At 61.0% G+C, this 20,884-nt stretch carries 17 protein-coding genes and 1 tRNA gene; 14 read left to right on the top strand and 4 right to left on the bottom strand.

The window, feature by feature from the left end; translation table 11 throughout:
* Nucleotides 1-64: 64 nt before the first annotated feature.
* The 4 genes from recG to SLIT_RS01540 are packed head-to-tail and all read right to left on the bottom strand — an operon-like array spanning nucleotide 65 to nucleotide 5,091.
* Complete coding sequence (gene recG / locus SLIT_RS01525) at nucleotides 65-2,086, bottom strand: ATP-dependent DNA helicase RecG (protein ID WP_013028452.1); 2,022 nt, start codon at nucleotides 2,084-2,086, stop codon at nucleotides 65-67.
* Nucleotides 2,087-3,397 (bottom strand): serine/threonine-protein kinase, encoded by a 1,311-nt coding sequence (locus tag SLIT_RS01530; protein ID WP_013028453.1) that lies wholly within the window; start codon nucleotides 3,395-3,397, stop codon nucleotides 2,087-2,089.
* A 3-nt stretch (nucleotides 3,398-3,400) separates the two neighbouring features.
* Nucleotides 3,401-3,787: a deaminase RidA gene (gene ridA, locus SLIT_RS01535; protein ID WP_013028454.1), complete on the bottom strand. Its 387-nt coding sequence runs from the start codon at nucleotides 3,785-3,787 to the stop codon at nucleotides 3,401-3,403.
* A 23-nt stretch (nucleotides 3,788-3,810) separates the two neighbouring features.
* On the bottom strand, nucleotides 3,811-5,091 hold the full coding sequence (locus tag SLIT_RS01540; RefSeq protein ID WP_013028455.1) for a protein kinase domain-containing protein: 1,281 nt from the start codon (nucleotides 5,089-5,091) through the stop codon (nucleotides 3,811-3,813).
* Between the two features lie 254 nt (nucleotides 5,092-5,345).
* Here SLIT_RS01540 and SLIT_RS01545 point away from each other — a divergent pair, with 254 nt between their 5' ends.
* From SLIT_RS01545 to SLIT_RS01610, 14 genes are all read left to right on the top strand, one after another.
* Nucleotides 5,346-6,476, top strand: coding sequence for a glycosyltransferase family 9 protein (locus SLIT_RS01545; RefSeq protein WP_013028456.1), 1,131 nt, complete (start codon nucleotides 5,346-5,348; stop codon nucleotides 6,474-6,476).
* A complete protein-coding gene (locus SLIT_RS01550) occupies nucleotides 6,473-6,967 on the top strand; it encodes a GtrA family protein (protein ID WP_013028457.1) in 495 nt (164 codons plus the stop codon). Before SLIT_RS01545 ends, SLIT_RS01550 begins: the two co-directional genes overlap by 4 nt.
* 2 nt (nucleotides 6,968-6,969) lie before the next feature.
* Nucleotides 6,970-8,679: an ArnT family glycosyltransferase gene (locus SLIT_RS01555; RefSeq protein ID WP_013028458.1), complete on the top strand. Its 1,710-nt coding sequence runs from the start codon at nucleotides 6,970-6,972 to the stop codon at nucleotides 8,677-8,679.
* Nucleotides 8,679-10,079 (top strand): sialidase family protein, encoded by a 1,401-nt coding sequence (locus tag SLIT_RS01560; protein WP_013028459.1) that lies wholly within the window; start codon nucleotides 8,679-8,681, stop codon nucleotides 10,077-10,079. Before SLIT_RS01555 ends, SLIT_RS01560 begins: the two co-directional genes overlap by 1 nt.
* Nucleotides 10,063-10,674: a hypothetical protein gene (locus SLIT_RS15750; RefSeq protein ID WP_013028460.1), complete on the top strand. Its 612-nt coding sequence runs from the start codon at nucleotides 10,063-10,065 to the stop codon at nucleotides 10,672-10,674. The genes SLIT_RS01560 and SLIT_RS15750 overlap by 17 nt, the downstream gene beginning before the upstream one ends.
* A complete protein-coding gene (locus SLIT_RS01570) occupies nucleotides 10,655-11,920 on the top strand; it encodes an MFS transporter (RefSeq protein ID WP_013028461.1) in 1,266 nt (421 codons plus the stop codon). The genes SLIT_RS15750 and SLIT_RS01570 overlap by 20 nt, the downstream gene beginning before the upstream one ends.
* A gap of 78 nt (nucleotides 11,921-11,998) precedes the next feature.
* A complete protein-coding gene (gene ispB / locus SLIT_RS01575) occupies nucleotides 11,999-12,967 on the top strand; it encodes an octaprenyl diphosphate synthase (protein ID WP_041420721.1) in 969 nt (322 codons plus the stop codon).
* A 30-nt stretch (nucleotides 12,968-12,997) separates the two neighbouring features.
* A tRNA-Pro gene (locus SLIT_RS01580) sits at nucleotides 12,998-13,074 on the top strand.
* Between the two features lie 224 nt (nucleotides 13,075-13,298).
* Nucleotides 13,299-15,737 carry an EAL domain-containing protein gene (locus tag SLIT_RS01585; protein WP_013028463.1) on the top strand — a complete coding sequence of 813 codons (2,439 nt, stop codon included), beginning with the start codon at nucleotides 13,299-13,301 and terminating at the stop codon, nucleotides 15,735-15,737.
* 41 nt (nucleotides 15,738-15,778) lie between these two features.
* On the top strand, nucleotides 15,779-17,374 hold the full coding sequence (locus SLIT_RS01590; protein WP_013028464.1) for a cyclic-di-GMP receptor FimW-related protein: 1,596 nt from the start codon (nucleotides 15,779-15,781) through the stop codon (nucleotides 17,372-17,374).
* Between the two features lie 252 nt (nucleotides 17,375-17,626).
* Nucleotides 17,627-18,433 carry a 5'/3'-nucleotidase SurE gene (surE, locus tag SLIT_RS01595; RefSeq protein WP_013028465.1) on the top strand — a complete coding sequence of 269 codons (807 nt, stop codon included), beginning with the start codon at nucleotides 17,627-17,629 and terminating at the stop codon, nucleotides 18,431-18,433.
* On the top strand, nucleotides 18,430-19,086 hold the full coding sequence (locus SLIT_RS01600) for a protein-L-isoaspartate(D-aspartate) O-methyltransferase (protein WP_013028466.1): 657 nt from the start codon (nucleotides 18,430-18,432) through the stop codon (nucleotides 19,084-19,086). Before surE ends, SLIT_RS01600 begins: the two co-directional genes overlap by 4 nt.
* Complete coding sequence (locus SLIT_RS01605) at nucleotides 19,083-20,036, top strand: peptidoglycan DD-metalloendopeptidase family protein (protein ID WP_013028467.1); 954 nt, start codon at nucleotides 19,083-19,085, stop codon at nucleotides 20,034-20,036. The genes SLIT_RS01600 and SLIT_RS01605 overlap by 4 nt, the downstream gene beginning before the upstream one ends.
* Complete coding sequence (locus tag SLIT_RS01610; protein ID WP_013028468.1) at nucleotides 20,033-20,872, top strand: radical SAM protein; 840 nt, start codon at nucleotides 20,033-20,035, stop codon at nucleotides 20,870-20,872. The genes SLIT_RS01605 and SLIT_RS01610 overlap by 4 nt, the downstream gene beginning before the upstream one ends.
* Nucleotides 20,873-20,884 lie beyond the last annotated feature (12 nt).

Consider the following 20,884-nt stretch of genomic DNA (forward strand, 5'->3'; position numbering starts at 1 on the left):
GTCTTTGCTGCGCAAAGGATTAATTTTCTCAACTGGATTCCGGCCTGCGCCGGAATGACGGGCGTTAGGTGCGCAGGTAATCCGGTTCGTTCGCCATCCACCGTTGCAGGTGCGCCTGCGCTTCTTGCGGAAAATCGCGCAGCATCTCGTCGGCGATGTCGCGCGCCTTATCCAATAGTTTGTCATCCTCGGCCAGGTCGGCGAAGCGCAGCATGGGTACGCCGCTCTGTCTTGCGCCGAGCAGTTCGCCGGGGCCGCGCAGGCGCAGGTCTTGCTGGGCGATCTCGAAACCGTCGGTGTTCTCAAAAATGATTTTCAATCGTGCACGGGCAAGTTCGGACAGCGGTTGCTGGAACAGCAGTACGCATAGGCTTTCCGCTGCGCCGCGGCCGACGCGGCCGCGCAGCTGGTGCAGTTGCGCCAGCCCCATGCGTTCGGCATGGTCGATCACCATCAGGCTGGCATTGGGCACATCCACGCCGACCTCGATGACGGTAGTGGCGACCAGCAGCTGCAGTTCGCCTGCCTTGAACGCGGCCATGGTCTCGGCTTTTTCAGTACTACTTAATTTGCCGTGGGCGAGGCCGATGCGCAGGTCGGGAAAGATCTGCGTGAGCGTGGCAAAGGTCTCCAGCGCGGTCTGCAGTTGCAGTGCCTCGGATTCGTCGATCAGCGGGCATACCCAATAGGCCTGGCGGCCCTCCAGGCAGGCGGCGCGCACGCGTTCGAACACTTCCTCGCGCCGCGCGTCGCTCACCAGCTTGGTGACGATGGGTGTGCGGCCGGGCGGCAGTTCGTCGATCACCGATACGTCGAGGTCGGCGTAATAGCTCATCGCCAAGGTTCTGGGGATGGGCGTGGCGCTCATCATGAGCTGATGCGGTTCGGCACCTTTGCCGCGCAAGGCCAAGCGCTGCTGCACGCCGAACTTGTGCTGCTCATCCACGATGACCAGCCCCAGCTTGTGGAATTCGACCGAATTCTGGAACAGCGCGTGGGTGCCGATGGCGAGCATGGTGTCGCCTTGCGCGATGCGTTCGGCAGCGGCGGTCTTGTCCTTCTTTTTCAGGCTGCCGGAGAGCCATACCGGTGTTATGCCGAGCGGTACAAGCCAGTCGCGCAGCTTGAGGTAATGCTGTTCCGCCAGGATCTCGGTCGGCGCCATGAAGGCGACCTGGTAGCCGTTCTCGATGGCCTGCAGCGCGGCCAGTGCAGCGACCACAGTCTTGCCGCTGCCGACATCGCCTTGCAGCAGGCGTTGCATCGGATGCGGACGCGCGAGGTCGGTGCTGATCTCGTGCCAGACTTTCTTCTGCGCGCCGGTAAGGGCAAAGGGCAGATCCTGCAGTAACGCATCGGTGAGCCTGTTGTGTGCCGCAAGTCCGGGTGCGACACGCCGGCTGCGTTCGCGGTAATGCACGCGCATGGACAATTGCTGCGCCAGCAGTTCGTCGAACTTGATGCGCATCCAGGCAGGATGCGCCCGTTCGAGCAATGCGTCTTCGTCGATGTCGGGCGGCGGCTGGTGCAGCAATCTCACGCTGGCGGCGAACTCCGGCAGATGCAACCGCTGCAATATCTTTTGCGGCAGCGTGTCGTCGAGTGGCAGTTCGTTCAGCGCAGCGTGGATGTGTTTGGTCAGCGTGGCTTGCGGCAAGCCGGCAGTGGTCGGGTAGACCGGTGTGAGCGCCTGTTTCAGCGGCACGGATTCACCCGCCACACGGCACTTGGGATGCACCATCTCGTCGCCGAAGAAGCCCATGCGCGGTTCGCCCAGTGCGCGGATGCGTTTGCCGACGGCGAGCTGTTTCTGCTGGCTGGGATAGAAATTCAGGAAGCGCAGGTAGAGGATGCCGCTGTCGTCCTGCAACTGGCACACCAGGCTGCGTCGCGGCCGATACATCACTTCGCTATGGATGATCTCGCCTTCCACTTGCGCAGACTCTCCCGGTTTCAGGTCGGCGATGCGGGTGATCCGCGTCTCGTCTTCATAACGCAGCGGCAGGTGCAGTACCAGATCGAACGGAGTGTGGATGCCGAGCTTGGTGAATTTGCTTTGTGTGGCGGGAGCGATCTTCAGCGGCACTTATCCGGCATTCTGCGTGGTGTTGGACATCATCTGGGCGACCCGCTCGTCCGATACGCGCAGCCGGTCGGCGAGCGTGGACAGGAACACCTGGTTGAAATGCAATTGGCAGCGGTCGGAGAGTTGGTCGAGCTGGCTGGGCAATATCTTCATCACGGTGATCTCGGTGGTGGCCGTGATGCTGGCGGAACGGGGCATCTGCTTGCGGCTGGTGTAGGACATCTCGCCGATGATGGAGCCGCTGTTGAGTGTGTTGAGCAGACGGTTGTTGCGCGATACGGTGACGCCGCCGTTGGTCAGGACATAGAACGCATCACCCAGTTCACCTTCGCGCAGCAGTATGGTCTTGGCAGGCTGTTTTTGCCATTCTCCCACGCGCAACAGTTCCCACAGTTCGATATCGGAGAAATCCTGGAACATTTTCAGCTTGCGCAGTGCGGTGAACTTCTCGTTCTCGCCGATCTCCAGGTCGCTCTTCTCGAAATGGCCGAGTGCCGCCAGTTCGTTGCCGAAGTCGCGCCAGGTGGCGAATCGCTTGGCCGGATCCTTTTCCAGCGCGATCATCACGATGCGCTCCAGCTGCGGCGGCAGGTCTTTGCGCAGCTTGGTCGGGAGGGGCGGCTTCTCGTTCAGTATCAGCTGATAAAGATGGGCCAGACTCTTCGGCCTGTACGGCGAGCGTCCGGTGAGCAGGCGATACATCACCACGCCCAGCGAATAGATGTCGGTGGAGTGGGTGATCTCGTCGCCGCGCACTTGCTCCGGCGACATGTAGTTGGGCGATCCCACGCTGTTCTGCGTCTCTTCGAGGTCCACCCGCACGGCGGCGCCCAGGTCGGCGATCTTGATCTCGTCGGGATTGCACAGCAGCAGGTTGGCGGGCTTGATGTCGCGGTGGATGACGCCGTTGAATTGCGCGTAGTTGAGCGCGCGGCAGCACTTGAACATGTATTCGACCACACGATCGAGCGGCAGCAGGTTGTCCGGCTGGATGTGCTTCTCCAGCGTGCCGCCCGGCACGTATTCCATCACGATGTAACTCTTGCTGTCGCTGATGAAGGCCTCGTAAGTGGTGACGATGTTCGGGTGCGCCAGCTTGCCGGCCAGGCCGGCTTCTATCTCCAGTTGGCGGCGGTTCTGCTTGCCGTTCTTGGGGTCGTCGAGGAACGACTGCTTGAACACCTTGATGACGACCTCGCGGTCGAACAGCGGGTCATGTCCCAGATAGACCATGCTGGTACCGCCGTCCCCCAGTTTCCTGATCAGGCGGTACCTGCCGAGATGCGATCCATGGCTCAATGTGTGGCTCAAGTCCTACTCCTGCAGGCACAACACGCCATCGGCCTCCACCAGTGCGTCGCGCGGCAGCGAAGCGACTCCCACGGCGGCACGGGCCGGATAGGGCTGGTGGAAATAGGTCGCCATGATCTCGTTCACCTTGGCGAAATGCTTGAGGTCGGTGAGGTAGATGTTGAGTTTCACCATGTCGTTCAGGCTGCCGCCCGCGGCATCGGCGACGGCACGCAGGTTCTGGAACACGCGGTGGACTTGCGCTTCGATGCCATCGACCATGGTCATGGTGTTGGGGTCCAGGCCGATCTGGCCGGAAAGGTAGACGGTGCCGTCCACGCGCACGGCCTGGGAATAAGTGCCGATGGCAGCGGGTGCGTCGGGTGTCTGGATCACGTATTTGTTCAGCATGAGATTCTCCCTTCGAATTTGTTCTAGTTGGCCAGTTTGGCGAACCTGTCGTCGGCCATTCTGAGGCGGTCCGCCATGACGCGCAAGAAGGCCTGGTTGAAATGCAGCTGGCAATGGTCGGAAAGCGTCGCCAGTTGCATAGGCGAAATTTTCAGCACCGTGACGTCGGTGCCGGCAGTGACGGTCGCGGAGCGTGCGACGGCCCTGCCGCTGATATAGGCCATCTCGCCGAAGCAGTCGTCGCTGCGGATCACGTTGAGCAGGCGGCCGTTCTTGGTCACGCTCACGCTGCCGTCGATGATGATGTAGAAAGCGTCGCCCATCTCGTCTTCGCGCATCAGTACGGTCTGCGGCGGCTGCTTCTGCCATTCGCCGACGCGCAGTATCTCCCATAGCTCGGTATCGGTGAAGTCCTTGAACAGCGACATCTCGCGCAGGGTGGTGAATTTCTCGGTCTGGTTGATATCGAGCGGCCTTTGTTCGAAACGACCAAGCGCGGCAAGGTCGGCGCCGAAATCCTTCCAGTTCTGATAACGCTCCTTCAGATCCTTGTGCATGGCGCCCAGCACGACGCGTTCGAGTTGCGGCGGGATGTCCGGGCGCAGGCTGCGCAAGGTCGGTGGTGTGGTGTGCAATATCTGCTGGCACAGTGCGGCCAGGTTGTCCGCCTTGAACGGGAGGTGGCCGGTAAGCAATCGATACATCACCACCCCCAGCGAATAGATGTCGGTCTGGTGGGTCAGCACCTCGCCGCGCAGCTGTTCCGGCGACATGTAGCCGGGCGAACCGACGTTGCTGATCTGCGTCTGTTCGATGTTCAGCAGCAGGGCCGCGCCCATGTCGGAGATCTTGATATCGCCGTCCGCGGTGAGCAGCATGTTGGCGGGCTTGATGTCGCGGTGGATGACGCCGTTGAATTGCGCGTAGTTGAGTGCGCGGCAGCACTTGAACATGTATTCCACCACGCGGTCGATGGGCAGCAGATTATCCGGGTCGGAATGTTTCTCCAGCGTGCCGCCGTTGACATACTCCATCACGATATGGCTGGCATCGTCGCTGATCATTGCATCGTAGATCGCCACGATGTGCGGATGCGACAGCTTTCCGGCCAGCGAGGCTTCGTTGTCCAGTTGACGCTGGTACAGCTTGCCCATCCTGGGGTCGTTCAATATCTCCTGCTTCAGCACCTTGATGGCCACCTCGCGCTTTGCGAAAGGGTCGAAACCGAGATACACGGTGCTGCTTGCGCCCTGTCCGAGCTTCTTTCTGAGGATGTATTTGCCCAGGGTTTCTGGAGGTTGCATGTTGGCAGTTGCCTGTGAGGAAGTTCACGGAATCTACACGAACAGGCACTAGTTCCACAACTGCCGGATGACGGCATGAATGGCGGCTGGCTTGTTGAAAGAGCGGCTTTCGCCGATAATGCCGCGGCCTTGCCAGAGTCCCAAACCTTACTACCGGACACTCTCCATTGAATATTAATTTCCAACGTGCAGTCGACCATTGGGCCGGGATGCCCATTTGCCGGGTTCTTTCATTGTTCGAGCGGGTTCGGCGCATGTTCTTCGGACAGCCTGCCGCTGCACGGCCCAGGCGCATCCTGATCGTATTGCTTTCCGAGATGGGCAGCCTGGTGCTGGCGCAACCGATGTTCGCCGATCTGCGCAAGCGTTATCCCGATGCCTCATTGCATATCCTGATGTTCGCCAAGAATCGCGAGGTGCTCGACCTGCTGGGCGTGATGCCGCCGGAGAACGTCATCACCATCCGCGACAAGTCGCTGGGCGGTTTCATTGCGGACTGCTTCGGCGCACTGCTGGCGATGCGCCGTATCGGTTTCGATGTCGTGATCGACTGCGAACTGTTCTCGCGCGTGAGCAGCATCTTCTCCTATCTGTCCGGCGCACCCCTTCACGTCGGTTTCCATCCGCATACGCAGGAAGGGTTGTATCGCGGTTCGTTCATCAATCGTCCGGTCCTCTACAACCCCTACCGGCATCTGTCGCAGCAGTTCCTGACCATGGTCGCGGCCATCGGATCGGACACGCATCCAAAAGCCAAGGCACAGGCTGCGGAACTGTCTGCGCCGCCGCTGCTGCAGTTCGCCGATGGCGAGTTGCAGCAGGTCGAAACGGTCCTGCATGAGGATTTTCCGGTGCTGCCGGGCAAGAAGCTGGTGCTGGTCTATCCGGGCGGCGGCATCCTGCCGATCCGCGCGTGGCCCGCGGAGAACTACAAACGCTTGTGTACCGAACTGCTGAACGACGGTTACGTGGTGGCGGTGATCGGGCTCAAGGAAGACAAGCCGCTGGCGCAGGAGGTGGTGGCTGCATGCAACCATGCCAACTGCATAGACCTGACCGGATACACCAGGTCGGTGCGCCATCTGCTGGCCATCTTCCATCGCGCGTCGCTGCTGGTGACCAACGATGGCGGTCCCGGCCAGTTCGCCGCGCTGACGCCGCTGCAGACGCTGGTGTTCTTCGGCCCGGAGACGCCGGCGCTGTACAGCCCGCTGGCGCCCAACATCCATTGCCTCTATGCAGGTCTCTCATGCTCGCCTTGCCTGACTGCCTACAACCACCGCAAGTCGCCCTGTGACGGCGACAACCAGTGCCTGAAACAGATCGGCATCGAACAGGTGTTGCTGCAGGCGCGTGGATTGCTGCAAGCGGAAGGGCGCGCATGAGCACGTTGCTGAATCTGCACCTGTCGCTGGCTTCATTGTTCCGCCGGATATTTTCCCGGCGTTTCCTGAAATTCGGCACGGTGGGCGCATCGGGTACGGTGGTCAATCTCGGTATCCTGTATCTGGGGCAGGAACATCTGTTTCGCGACATACAGCCGACCCAGCTCAAGCTCAACCTGTCGCTGGCGCTGGCCATCTTCCTGGCCACAGTGAACAATTTCTTCTGGAACCGCTTGTGGACCTGGGCTGACCGCAAGGAGCACCACCACAAACCTTGGCTCGCGCAGTTCTGGCAATACACGCTGGCGTGCTGGCTGAGCATCGCCCTGCAGATCGTGTTCACCAATCTGCTGGCGCCGCATTTCTTCTACCAGATCGCCAATCTCATCGCCATCGGGCTGACCAGTGTGCTGAATTTCGTGCTCAACGACATCTGGACGTTCGGTCGCCTGAAACTGATCCGGCACGCCGAGCCGCCGCGCGGCGATTGACCATGTTCAGGCGGCTGGGTGGTGCAGGTCTGCTGTGGAACGTCCTGGCGATATCGCTCGCCGTATTCACTTATTTCTATGGCCTCGACAGCCAGCAGATCCCCAAGAACGGCGACGAATATCCATACGAGCACATCACACGGCTGACCGCGGCGAGCGGACAGCTGTTGCCGTTGCAGTCCGAACTCGATGGCATGCGCAACACCAAACCGCCGCTGCTGTTCTGGCAGGGCATCGCTTCGACGCACTGGGGGCAGGACTGGGACCTGTGGCACCTGCGCTACCCCAGCGTGATCTATACGCTGCTCACTGCACTACTGGTTTTTCTGCTGGCCCGGAAACTGTCGGGGCAATTGCAGAGCGGCTTCATCGCAGCACTGACATTCCTCGCCTTCTTCAGCACCTACCGGTTCGGCAGGCCGTTCCTGGTCAATCCGCCCGAGGTGTTCTGGTTGTTCCTGCCGTTCTTCACGCTGCTGTATTGGCGGCCGGCCGGTTTCGGATCCAGGCTGATCGTTCCGTTGTTGCTGGGCATCGAGATCGGTATCGGATTGTTGTATAAGTCCTTCGCTTTGCTGGCGCCGATCGGTCTGGCACTGGCCTGGTGGTATCTGCACCAGCGCCGTTACCAATGGCGCGAGTTTCTGGTCAAGGATGCCGCCAAACCGGTATTGGCGGGCGTCGTGGCGCTCTCGCTGTTTGCACTGTGGTTCGTGGTCGATCCCGATCCGCAGTCGGTATGGCGCGAATTCGTGATCGGCGAGAACGCGGGCAAGTTCGAGGCGCACAGCGGCAGTTACCTGTCGCAATTGCTGTGGGGCGGAAGCAGCATCTGGGCGCTGCTGCTTGGATACCCGATGGATGCGGGGCTGCTGGCATTCCCGGTGGCGGCGCTGTTCTTTGTGGCATACCGGCAGCGCCACCGGCTCGGCGACGACGAGAAGCTGCTGTGGATATGGATGGCCGTGCTGTTCATGGTGTTCGCCGTCCCCAGCCAGCGTTCCGCGCGTTACCTGCTGGAGGCGATGCCGGGTGTCGCGGTGCTGTGCGCGTTGAACTGGCAGCGCATCCCGCGCTGGGTATTCATGTTCACGCTGGTCGCTGCCGGCGCGGTGCTCATGCTGCTGGCGTTCCTTGCCATGAGTCTGCAGCGCGAGATCGCCGGGATGTATGCCTGGGGCTACTGGCTGTTGCTGGCTGTGTCCCTGTTGCTGGTTCTGATCGCCCTGTTCGTTCCCGGATTCACGCGCAACGCAACCAACGTGGTGGCGCTGCTCACCCTGCTTTCCCTGGCCGCTTTCCTGCGGCCGTTCGATGGTGCATTGGGTAACTATAGCGAGACAGCCCGGCAGTTTGTGCAGCACAAGGATGTGTGGGTGCCGTGCAACTTCCGCGCGCATGACGAAGGGGATCGATTCATGCTTCCAAGCGCGCGCGTGCATGGTTATGATGAGCGCTGGAATCTGAAACCCGCCGAGCTGGCCGCGCGCTACCGCTGGTTCACGCTGCAACTGCCGCTCGCAGCAGAAGGCTGCGCGGGCTGCCGGGTGATAGGACAAAGACTTGAGATACGCGGACGGCAAAGTTCGCAGGAACTGCAAGCGATGCTCAAGGGGGATGTGTTGCAATATCTATTCGTGAAAGAACTGCTGGTGGAATCGTCAAATGTGGATCCGGCTCTGCAAGCCACGAACAAGGAAGGGTGTCGTTGATGCTGGATCTTAAGCGCGCCGTTTCGCTTGGTATCGTGTTGCTGGCTTTCGGTTTCGGCTTGCACAAGGCATGGCAACGGCCCGAACCGGCCTTCGGATTCAGGCTGCCGGTCATCGATCCTCCCGTTGCACAGCCCGTCGCGCAAAAGAAACCGCCGTTGCGCAAAAGGGGTCGGCATCGCTATCGGCGCGACGATGAACCGAATGTCGTGATCGGCCGTTTCGAAAGCCATTTCGCTTCCTCACGCCAACACGTGCAGGTGCATGCGTCTTCGCTCATCGAGCTCAAGGACGGGCGCATCCGTGCCTTCTGGTTCTCCGGCAGCCGCGAAGGCGCATCGGATGTGACCATCAATACGGCGGTGTTCGATCCGGCCAGAGATGAATGGGGCGCCGAGCAGATCGTGGCCAGCCGCTCCAGCACGCAGCGGGCCTTGCACCGCTATGTGTCCAAGTTGGGCAATCCAGTGGCGGGGCGTGCCGCGGACGGCACGCTGCGCTTGTTCTATGTGACGGTGTCGCTGGGCGGCTGGGCAGGCAGCTCGATCACCGAGATGACCTCGGCCGATGACGGCGAGACTTGGAGCGCGCCGCGCCGGCTGATCACGTCCCCGTTCATCAATATCAGCACGCTGGTGAAAGGCACGCCATTCCTGTATGCCGACGGCTCCATGGGATTGCCGGTGTATCACGAGTCTTTCAGCAAGTTCGCCGAGATACTGCACCTGGATGCGGACGGCGACGTGATGGACAAGCAACGCCTGGCAAGGGCCGGGCAAGGTACTTTGCAGCCGGTGGTGCTGGTGAAGAGTTCGAACGATGCGCTGGTGCTGACGCGCTATGCAGGCAGGGACAATCCGCATCTTGCGCGCAGCCTGACTACCGCAGACGGCGGGCGCGACTGGGGTGCGGTGGAAAAATCGCCTTTCCCCAATCCCGATGCGGCGCTTTCGGCCACGGCATTGCCGGATGGCCGCCTGCTGGCGGTGCTGAACCATCAGGAACAGGGGCGCGACAGCCTGTCACTGATGCTGTCGGCGGATGGCGGCCACAGCTGGAAGGAATTGCATCGCCTGGAAGAGATGCGCGTGTTGCGCGACAAGAAGCTGGATGAGACGCAATGCCTGCATATCGTGCGCGGGCTGCTGGTGAATTCCGAAACGCGCTTGGCCAAGGCGCCGGCTGCAACGCTGGATGAGTATGTCGATTCCGCCAAGGCCAGGGTGCGCGCGGACGGCGGCTGCAACTTCGAATTTTCCTATCCTTACCTGATCCAGGCGCGTAACGGCGATTTCCATCTTTCTTATACCTGGAACCGGGTGTTCATCAAACATGTCACCTTCGATCAGCTGTGGTTGAACCGTCTTTTGAAAAAGGGTCCCGATGCAACTCGACACTGATCTGACCGGACTATTCGGCATCACACTGGCCATCGTCGCGCTGTTCGTCCGCTTGCCGCAAATCAAAGCCTTGCCGCCGCTCAAGCGTGCCGGGGCGCTGCTGGCAGCGGTGATCGTGGTCTCGATCCCGTTATGGGGCGTCTCCATGGCGGGCTTCGTGCGCGGCATGACGGGCGACCTGAGCATCGCCACGCTGGTGTTGCTGGCCTTGGCCTTGGCACGTTCGTTCTTCGACCGGGCTGCACTTGAAGAGCAGAACAGGAACGCGATGCTGAGAGCCATCCTGATCGCGGCGATCCTGTTCTACCCTCTCGCACTCGGGCTAGGCATGTTCGATCCTTACCGCCTGGGTTACGGCAACCTGTGGTTCATGGTGTTGCTGCTGGGCCTGACGATATGGGCGAGCCTGCGCTACTCCACGTTGCTGGCGATCTGCATCGCGCTGGCAGTCGCGGCCTGGAGTGCCGGCTGGTATGAATCGCACAACCTGTGGGACTATCTGCTCGATCCGTGGCTGGCGGTATATGCATTCGCAGTACCGGTGAAGCGCTGGTGGGCGCGATGGAGAGGGGCAGATGCCAAGCTTGAAGCGTAGCGATTACCGGACCCTGGCATTGGCCGCTTTGGGCGGCACGCTGGAGTTCTACGATTTCATCATCTTCGTGTTCTTCGCCGGGGCGATCTCGAAACTGTTCTTCCCGCATGACATGCCGGACTGGCTGAGCCAGACGCAGACCTTCGGCATCTTCGCGGCGGGTTATCTGGCGCGTCCATTGGGCGGGATCATCATGGCCCACTTCGGCGACCTGTTCGGCCGCAAGCGCATGTTCATGCTGAGCATCCTGCTGATGGCGCTGCCGACGCTGGCGATCGGCCTGTTGCCGACCTATGCGGCGATCGGCATCTGGGCGCCGTTGTTGCTGCTGGCGTTGCGCGTGTTCCAGGGGGCGGCCATCGGCGGCGAAGTGCCGGGTGCCTGGGTGTTCGTCGCCGAACATGTGCCGCAACGCCATGTCGGTTTCGCCTGCGGCACGCTTACCGCGGGATTGACGGGTGGCATCCTGCTCGGTTCCCTGGTGGCTACTGCCGTCATCCGTTCCTACACACCTGCCGAACTGCTGGCCGACGGCTGGCGCATGCCGTTCATCCTGGGCGGCGCGTTCGGCCTGGTGTCGGTATGGTTGCGCCAGTACCTGCACGAGACGCCGGTGTTCAAGGAGATGCAGGCGCGGCAGCAACTGGCCAGCGAGTTGCCGCTGAAGACGGTGGTGCGCGCGCATCGCCCGGCAGTGGTGCTCACCATGCTGATGACCTGGCTGCTTTCCGCCGCCATCGTGGTGATGATCCTGATGACGCCGACGCTGGTGCAGAAATTGTTCGCCATACCGGCTGCGGTCGCGCTGCAGTCGAACAGCATCGCGACCCTGTTCCTGAGCATCGGCTGCATCGCGTTCGGTGCGCTGGCGGACCGCTTTGGTGCCGGACGCGTGCTGGCGGCAGGCTGCATGGCGTTGGGCGCGTCCTCGTGGCTGCTTTACAGCCAGTTGAGTGCGGCCCCGGAACATATCTATGTCCTGTATGCATTGAATGGTTTCTTCGTCGGCGTGATCGGCGTCGTTCCCAGTACGGCAGTGCGGCTGTTTCCCCCGGCCGTGCGTTTCTCCGGCCTGTCCTTTGCCTATAACGTGGCTTACGCGGTGTTCGGCGGTCTGACCCCGGTGCTGGTGAGCCTGATGCTGGGTTTCGACAGCTTTGCACCGGTGCATTATGTGGTTGCCCTCAGTGTGGTCGGCATAGGCCTGGGCGTCTATCTGCGACGGCGCGAGGTGGTTATCAGATAGCGCGGCTTTATGCGACAATGCGCCCTCTCGATAAGAGCGCTAGCATGCGCCAGCAACAGCCCGAATAACGAATAGGAAGTGTCTTTGGAAAACCTCAAGCGATTGCTCGCATCGGATATGGCAGCGGTGGATGCGGTGATCCGTGCCCGTCTGCACTCGGAAGTGGCATTGGTCAATCAGGTCGGCGAATACATCATCAACAGCGGCGGCAAGCGCCTGCGCCCGGCGCTGGTGCTGCTTTCCGCGCAGGCGTTCGGCTACGGCGGCAAACACCATCACGACCTGGCGGCAGTGGTCGAGTTCATCCACACCGCGACCTTGCTGCACGACGATGTGGTGGACGAGTCCGAATTGCGCCGCGGGCGCGAGACCGCCAACGCGTTGTTCGGCAACGCGGCCAGCGTGCTGGTCGGCGATTTCCTGTATTCGCGCTCGTTCCAGATGATGGTGGATGTGGGCGAGATGCGCGTGATGCAGACCTTGGCAGACGCCACCAACGTGATCGCCGAGGGCGAGGTGCTGCAGCTGCTCAACTGCCACGATGCGAGTGTCGACATTCCCAACTACATGCGCGTCATCCATTGCAAGACCGCCAAACTGTTCGAGGCGGCGATGCGTCTCGGCGCGATCCTCGGCAAGGCGTCCACCGCCGACGAAGAAGCGGCGGCGAAATACGGCATGCATCTCGGCACCGCGTTCCAGCTGATCGATGACGTGCTGGATTATTCCGCCGACGAAGCCCAGACCGGCAAGCATCTGGGCGACGACCTGGCCGAGGGCAAACCTACGCTGCCGCTGATCTATGCCATGCAACACGGCACCGGCGCACAGGCTGCCGTGGTGCGCGATGCCATCGAGCAGGGTGATGTGGGCAAGTTCACGGAGGTGCTGACGGTCATCCGCGATACGGGGGCGCTGGAATTCACGCGCCAGCAGGCTTTGCGTGAGACCGAGACCGCCTGTGCCGCGATCGCGGCGATGGCCGATTCTAAATACAAGCAGTGTCTGTTAGAATTGGCACACTTTGCCGCAACGCGGCAATTTTAGTTTCACCGCAGGCCATCCGGCCTGCATGAGCGGGGTGTAGCTCAGCCTGGTAGAGTACTGCGTTCGGGACGCAGGAGTCGGAGGTTCGAATCCTCTCACCCCGACCAACCTAAGTTGGTCTTCGTTATCCAAAACTCCCATCCATGCGCATATCCAGGGGCATTGGTTATCCTGCAGGGATCGCTGCGAAAGTGATCGAGCCAGAACCCAAGTGTGTGCTTGCAGGCGATTGATATAAACTGGCGATGACTGATTCATTGGAGGGGAATTTCTGAAAAACTGGTGGAGATCACTCGGGATCGGTACCAAGCTCAGCATCCTTATTCAGGGGATGCTGGTCGTTGTATTGTTCATTGCCCATTTCTGGGTGATCAATCTTTTCAACCAGGCGATCCTGGACGAGGCCGAAAGGCGCGCCGAGATCTCCGCCGACGGGGTGATCAACGGCATGAACATGCTGATGGTCACCGGCATGATCTCGAACCCGGACAATCGCCGGTTGTTCATCAGGAAGATGGGTGCATCGGAGAACGTCAGCGAGCTGCGCATCATCCGCGCCAAGCAGGTGCAGGATCAGTTCGGTCCGGGCTTGCCGGAAGAACAGGCCAGGGATGACATGGATCGCCGCGCGATCGAATCGAAGAAACCGCAGTTCCAGCTGAGCGAGGATCACGGCATGCTGAAATTGCGGGCCGTGGTGCCGTTCATTGCCAGCAACTACTTCCGCGGTACCAATTGCCTGCTATGCCATCATGTGCAACCCGGTTCGGTCAACGGGGCCGCCAGCATCACCATCGACCTCACCAATGAGTTGAACAAGATCAAGCACACCAAGGATCTGCTGATCCTTGGGCACATCATGCTGCAGATACTGCTGTTCTTCGCCATCAACTGGCTTATCAACAGGTTCACGCGGCCGATCGTGAAGTTGCAATCCACCATGGAGTCGATGCAGCTCAGCGGCAGCATGGAGCAATTTGTCCCGGTCAAACTGGAGCAAGGCGAGCAGGATGAGATCGGCAAGCTCGGCCTGGCATTCAACCAGATGTCGGAGGCGTTATCCAACTCCGAAAGATCGATGAAGCTGGCCGCTTCGATCTACCAATCGAATGCCGACGCGATCATGGTCACGGACGAGAACAACCTGATCGTGGATGTGAATCCGGCCTTTACCCGCATCACCGGCTATACGCTGGACGAGGTGAGGGGCAAGAACCCCAGGATCATGCAGTCCGGCAAGCATGACAATGAATTCTATCGGCACATGTGGCAGGCGATCCTGAACGAGGGGCACTGGCAGGGAGAGATATGGGACAAGCGCAAGACCGGCGAGATCTACGCCAAGCTGGCGCATATCAGCATCCTGCGCCGCTCTGATGGCGGCGTATACCGCCATGTGGCGCAATTCTCCGACATCACCGAGAAGAAGCAGAAGGACGAGCTCATTTTCTGGCAGGCCAATTACGATGCCCTGACCTGCCTGCCCAACCGCCGTCTGCTGAACGACCGGCTCGCGCATGCGCTTGCCGCCAACAAGCGCAATGAGGATTGCGGCGCACTGATGTTCCTCGATCTGGACAAGTTCAAGACGCTGAACGATACCCTGGGCCATGCCTATGGAGACATGTTGCTGGTCGAAGTGGCCAGGCGCATCAAGTCCTGCGTGCGCGAAGTCGACACGGTCGCGCGTATCGGCGGCGATGAGTTCGTGGTGCTGCTGGAGAATCTCGGTGCCGACATCAAGGATGCCACCCAGGCAGCGGCGCACATCGCCGAGAAGATACGCGCAAGCCTGTCCACCCCCTACCAGCTGCACGACAAGATGCATCACAGTTCGCCCAGCATCGGCGTCAGTCTCATACACTGCAACGGCGAATCGGCGGAAGAGCTGATCAAGCAGGCCGACATGGCGATGTATCAGGCCAAGGAGGCTGGGCGCAATGCGGTACGGTTCTTCGATCCGCAGATGCAGCAATCGGTGGAAACGATCGCTGCGCTGGAGTCCGATCTGCGCCATGCCGTGCACGAGCGGCAGTTGCAACTGTTCTACCAGATCCAGCTTGACCACACTCACCATCCCGTCGGTGCCGAGGCATTGCTGCGCTGGATACATCCCGTGCGCGGCATGGTGTCGCCGGCGCAATTCATCCCCTTCGCCGAGGAAAGTTCGCTGATACTCGATATCGGGCATTGGGTGCTGGATGAGGCCTGCCGGCAGATCGCTGCCTGGAGCCACCAGGAACGGACGCGCGATCTGGTGCTGGCGGTCAACATCAGTGCGCGGCAATTCAAGCAGCCCGATTTTGTGGAGCAGGTCGGGGCGATGATCCGGAAACATGCCATCCAGCCAGCACGACTCAAGCTGGAGCTGACCGAGAGCATCGCGCTGGAAGAGCTCGACGTCATCATTACGAAGATGCATGCGTTGAGAAACGGGCTCGGCATCTCGCTGTCGCTGGATGATTTCGGCACGGGCTATTCGTCCCTGTCCTACCTGAAGCGCCTGCCGCTCGACCAGATCAAGATCGACCAGAGTTTTGTGCGCGACATGACGGTCGATAGCGGCGATGCCGTGATGGTCAAGACGATCATCGACATGGCGCACAACTTCGGTATCGAGGTGATCGCCGAAGGCGTCGAGACTGCCGGACAGTTTTTCCTGCTCAAGCAGTATGGCTGCCTGTTATTCCAGGGTTACCTGTTTGGCAGGCCGGTGCCGCTGCGAGAGTTCGAGGCGCTGCTGCAGCAAACTGGATCGTCCGCAACCTGAATATAATGGCACTACCAGTGTGACCAGCCCAGGGCCTAACCATGTTCAGTCTGTTTGAAGGAAAACCGGATCATCCCCTGTTCGATCTGGCGGAAGCCCGGCGCCTGATCGCCGAGCTGCCCGAAGACGACCATTACAAGGCGCTGGAAGACATCACCTTCTGGCTGGATTCGATCAAGACCGTCAAAGGTTTCCATCCCGAGGTGCGTGCCGCCATCATCCTGTTGCTGGATGAAACCGCCTTGCCGCTGCACAACGAGTTGCTGAACCAGTATATGAGCGCGCCGCACCTGCAGGACTTCAAGGGGGTGCATCAATGGCAGGGCATCCATGCCTATGCCAGGGCGCTGGCCGAAGCATATGCCGCAAGCATGGAGGAATACCGTGGCGCAAAGAGCAGGCCGCTTGAACTCAGGCAGCAATTGCCGTTGCTGTGCGTCAGGTGGGCACGCGCCATCGGCGAGCAGGTGAAGCTGGAGCTGATGCGCTATCTCGATGTCGCGCCCGAAGTGTGGCGGCAGGCGGGGGCATGCCAGCGTTTCATCGAGGCCGAACAGATCGCCGAGAGCATGGTGCTTCCGTATGCGGGCCATGTCATCCACAGCAGCCCGCAACGCGAACTGTTGCGCGTGTTGCTGCTGTATGTGTCGGCGCCGGACGAGCTGGCGCCGGACCAGATCGAGGTGACTTACCGCATCGCCGGGCGCCTGTGCAGCTTCTTCGATCTGAAGAACGCGGCGGATGACGATTGCCCTTACCGCTTCGACATTGCCGCAGGCGATGCCCCGCACCGGGTGGACGGAACGGCCACGCCGGACTCGCGCTACTTTGGCGCGGTACGCGCCCTGCCGGCGGTGGACAAGATCGAAAGACAGAACGAGGACGATCCGGTCTGGCAGGAACGGCGCTTCGGCAGCGAGTTCACCCCGGCCGGCAAGCTCACCGTGCTCAAGCATCTGCTGACCTGGTGGGCGCCGCAACCGCCGCTGCGGCATCAGGACCATCGCGGTATCGATAGCAAAGTCGATGTGGTACACGGCTTCAAACTGATCAGCCAGCTGGTGACGCGCATCGAGCTGGCCGGCGTCGATGATGCCGACGGCCAGGCGCACAAGATCGGGCTGGCTGCCGACTCGGAGATCGACTATACCGCCGAGATATGGACCGTGACCGATATCAGCCTCGATGAGATCGGCATCAAGCTGGCCAAGAGTGCGGGCGCATGGGTCAAGATCGGCGACCTGTGCGGTATCAAGACCCAGAACAACCCGCTGTGGTGGGTCGGTGCGATCCGCCGCATCCACACCGACGCGGACAACACCGTACACCTGGTCATCGGCATCATCGCCAAGAAACCGCTTTCCATCTGGCTGCGCGCGCTGGGCAAGGGGGCAGAGAAGGCATCCAACTGGGAGACCAGTTCCGGCTCGTTCCAATACACCTACCTGCCGACCATCGTCTTGCCCGATGTGCACAATAGTTTCCTCAGTGCCACCTTGCTCATGCAATCCGGCGCTTTCGTGCCGGGCAACTACTATCAGGCGCTGATGGGCGAGAACAGTCGCGAGGTCAAACTGACTAAGCTGCTCGCCGAGGGTGAAGACTTCGAGCAGGTCGGTATCGAGTGGATGACATGAAATTCGCGTAGCGATTCATTTGCTCCCTCTCCCGCTTGCGGGAGAGGGTTGAGGAGAGGGAAGCGAGCATGGCAGGTTTTATCATCAGGTGCGGCATCAGGCTCGCTGGAGTGACCGGCAAAACAGGCTGGAAGCAAATGGAAAAGGCGGCTAACATTCGTCCCGGCGGTCCGCGCCCGATGCGACTAACCGGCCGCCGACAACTATGACTACAATTTCGCCCCCTTTTCTGCTTCGGCTTTGCCTTATCCCATGCGTATCCTGATCAGCAACGACGACGGCTATTTCGCGCCGGGACTGGCCTGTCTGGCGCAACATCTTTCCGCCATCGCCGAAGTGACGGTCGTCGCGCCGGAGCGCGACCGCAGCGGTGCGAGCAATTCGCTCACCCTGAACCGTCCACTCAACCTGCGCCGGGCGGCCAGCGGCTTCTATTATGTCGATGGCACGCCGACCGATTGCGTGCACCTGGCGGTGACCGGCATGCTGGATACCCAGCCCGACATCGTGGTGTCCGGCATCAACTCCGGTGCCAACATGGGCGACGACACCATCTATTCCGGCACGGTGGCGGCTGCGACCGAGGGGTTCCTGCTCGGCATTCCCGCCATCGCCATCTCGATGGCGAAGCATGAGCCGGTGCACTACGACACGGCGGGCAAGGTGGCCGTGGAGCTGGTGCAGCGCTTCATGACCCAGACGAATTCGCATCCCTGGCTGCTCAATGTGAATGTGCCGGATGTGCCGCACGAACAGTTGCAGGGCATGGAGGTCACGCGTCTGGGCAAGCGCCACAAGGCAGAGCCGGTGATCAAGAGCAGCAATCCGCACGGCCAGCCGGTGTACTGGGTCGGTGCGGCGGGCAAGGCGCAGGACGCTGGCGAGGGCACCGATTTCTTTGCCACTGCACAACGCCGTGTATCCATCACACCGCTGCAGATCGACCTCACGCAATACAGCCAGCTGGATGCGGTGCGATCCTGGTTGGCTGCGGAAGGGTCGCCGCGGAGCGGCGGGGTTCCCACCGGTGTATCCCTTGCGGGTGGGAGGGCGCAGTGAACTTGCGTCACGCCGGCATAGGCATGACCTCGGCACGCACGCGCGGCCGGCTGATCGAACGGCTGCGCGCCGACGGCATCAAGGACGAGACGGTGCTGGCGGCGATGTACGAAGTGCCGCGGCACATCTTCATCGACGAGGCGCTGGCGACCCGCGCTTACGACGATGTGTCGCTGCCTATCGGGCACGGGCAAACGATTTCTCAGCCTCATAGCGTGGCGCGCATGACCGAGGTGCTGCGCAATGGCAAACAGCTCAACCGCGTGCTCGAGATTGGCACCGGTTGCGGCTACCAGGCGGCGGTGCTGGCGAAGGTGGCGAAGGAGGTCTATTCCGTCGAGCGCATCCAGCCCCTGTATGAACGGGCCAGGAAGACGCTGCGCGAGCTGAAGATATTCAACGTCAATCTGCGTTATACGGATGGCACGGCGGGTTTGCCGGATGCTGCCCCGTACGACGGCATCATCATGACCTGTGCGGCACCTGCGCTGTCAGCCGCACTGCGGGAGCAGCTGGCGGTCGGTGGTAGAATGGTTTTGCCGATGGGGACGCAGGAGCAATTCCTGTATCTGATCGAGCGCGACGAGAACGGCTTCCGCGAAAGCCGTCTGGAGGCCGTGAAATTCGTACCGCTGGTGATGGGGAAAGCATGAACAGACAGATTCTGCAGTGGACAATCCTGGCGTTAGCCGCATTCGTAACGGCGGGTTGCGGGATGCAGGCACCGAATGGCCGCCGCGCGCCTGTCATGGAATACGGTGCAGGCTCAAGGCCTGTTGCTCCAGCGCAGATACCTGCTGCAAAGAGACCGGTGATGGATTCCGATTACGAGACCGTCACGCGCACCTATGTCGTGCACAAGGGCGACACGCTCTACAGCATCGCTTTCTTCCATGGCGTGGATTATCGCGATGTGGCGAACTGGAACCACCTGGACAATCCGGCGGCAATCAAGATCGGACAGCAGTTGCAACTGCATATCCCGGTCGCAGGTTCGCTACCCAGGGACGTGCCCAGGCCGGTGATGGATTCGCAAGTGGCCGAGTCGAATGAAACGAAGAGCTATCCCAGAGTAGGCAAACTGGCCTATACCGAACAGGCGCTGGCACAGGCCGAACGACTGCAGAGCGGATCCAATGTGGCAGCGACGCCGACGGTTGCGGCTGCACCGGTCGCAACGTCGAACAAATATATCCCTGCCTCGGCCCGTGAAGTGGACAATGAAAAGCCGCTGCAATGGGGCATGCCAACCAACGGCAAGCTGATCGCCGGATTCTCCGAGAGCGACAACCGCAAAGGCGTGGATATCGTCGGCCAGCGCGGTCAGCCGGTGGTGGCCAGTGCAGCCGGCAAGGTGGTGTACAGCGGCAGCGGCCTGCGCGGCTACGGCAAGCTCATCATCATCAAGCACAACAAGACCTTCCTCAGCGCCTATGCCCATAACGACCGGATACTGGTGAAGGAAGGCCAGAGCGTCAGCAGCGGACAGAAGATCGCCGAGATGGGCAGTACCGATACCAGCCAGGTCGAACTGCATTTCGAGATTCGCAAGTTCGGCAAACCGGTGGATCCGGCGCAATACCTGCCTTTGGTCAAATCTTGAGTGAAGACCGCCTGAGCGTTACCGACCACAGCCGCGACAGCGCCGGGTTGCGCTATGTCTATCCGGTCGTCTCGCGCCGCGCGGGCGGGGTTTCCATCGGCATCAACCTCAATCCCAACAATGCCTGCAACTGGCGCTGCATCTATTGCCAGGTGCCTGAACTCATTCGCGGTACTGCGCCGCCCGTCGATCTGGCTTTGCTGGAAAAGGAGCTGGACGGTTTCCTGCATGAGCTGCAGCACGGCGATTTCATGCGACGCGTGCCGCCCGAAGCTCGCCGCATCAATGACATCGCCCTGTCCGGCAACGGCGAGCCGACCAGCGCGCAGGAATTCGCCGAGGTCATCGAGCTCATCGCCCGGTACAAACCGGCCGGTCTCAAACTGGTACTCATCACCAACGGCAGCCTGATGCAGCGCGACAGCGTACAGCAAGGTCTGCGCCGCATGGCGCAACTCGACGGCGAGGTCTGGTTCAAACTGGATCGCGCCAGCGAGGCTGGCATGGCGCTGGTCAACGATACCAGGCTGACCATGGACAGGGTGAGCCAGAACCTCACCACTGCGATCTCCTGCTGCCCCAACACCTGGTTGCAGACCTGCTGGTTCGCGCTGGATGGCGCAGCGCCCGGCGCACAGGACGAAGACGACTACGTGGATTTCCTCAAGGGACTGTTGCGCGGCGGCATCAGGCCGCAGGGTGTGCTGCTGTATGGCCTGGCGCGACCGTCCATGCAGCCGGAGGCGGCGCGCCTGAGCGCATTGCCGGCAGAGTGGCTGGAAGCCTTCGGCGCGCGTATCCGCGCGTTGGGAATTGAAGTCAGGGTCAGTGCATAAATGAGAGCGTGG

The organism is Sideroxydans lithotrophicus ES-1 (genome assembly GCF_000025705.1).
Lineage (GTDB): Bacteria > Pseudomonadota > Gammaproteobacteria > Burkholderiales > Gallionellaceae > Sideroxyarcus > Sideroxyarcus lithotrophicus.

Coding starts and splice junctions, on each gene's coding strand:
- ridA (WP_013028454.1), bottom strand. CDS start 3,787: ATGCTGAACAAATACGTGATCCAGACACCCGACGCACCCGCTGCCATC.
- SLIT_RS01540 (WP_013028455.1), bottom strand. CDS start 5,091: ATGCAACCTCCAGAAACCCTGGGCAAATACATCCTCAGAAAGAAGCTC.
- SLIT_RS01545 (WP_013028456.1), top strand. CDS start 5,346: ATGTTCTTCGGACAGCCTGCCGCTGCACGGCCCAGGCGCATCCTGATC.
- SLIT_RS01550 (WP_013028457.1), top strand. CDS start 6,473: ATGAGCACGTTGCTGAATCTGCACCTGTCGCTGGCTTCATTGTTCCGC.
- SLIT_RS01555 (WP_013028458.1), top strand. CDS start 6,970: ATGTTCAGGCGGCTGGGTGGTGCAGGTCTGCTGTGGAACGTCCTGGCG.
- SLIT_RS01560 (WP_013028459.1), top strand. CDS start 8,679: ATGCTGGATCTTAAGCGCGCCGTTTCGCTTGGTATCGTGTTGCTGGCT.
- SLIT_RS15750 (WP_013028460.1), top strand. CDS start 10,063: ATGCAACTCGACACTGATCTGACCGGACTATTCGGCATCACACTGGCC.
- SLIT_RS01570 (WP_013028461.1), top strand. CDS start 10,655: ATGCCAAGCTTGAAGCGTAGCGATTACCGGACCCTGGCATTGGCCGCT.
- SLIT_RS01585 (WP_013028463.1), top strand. CDS start 13,299: ATGCTGGTCGTTGTATTGTTCATTGCCCATTTCTGGGTGATCAATCTT.
- SLIT_RS01590 (WP_013028464.1), top strand. CDS start 15,779: ATGTTCAGTCTGTTTGAAGGAAAACCGGATCATCCCCTGTTCGATCTG.
- surE (WP_013028465.1), top strand. CDS start 17,627: ATGCGTATCCTGATCAGCAACGACGACGGCTATTTCGCGCCGGGACTG.
- SLIT_RS01605 (WP_013028467.1), top strand. CDS start 19,083: ATGAACAGACAGATTCTGCAGTGGACAATCCTGGCGTTAGCCGCATTC.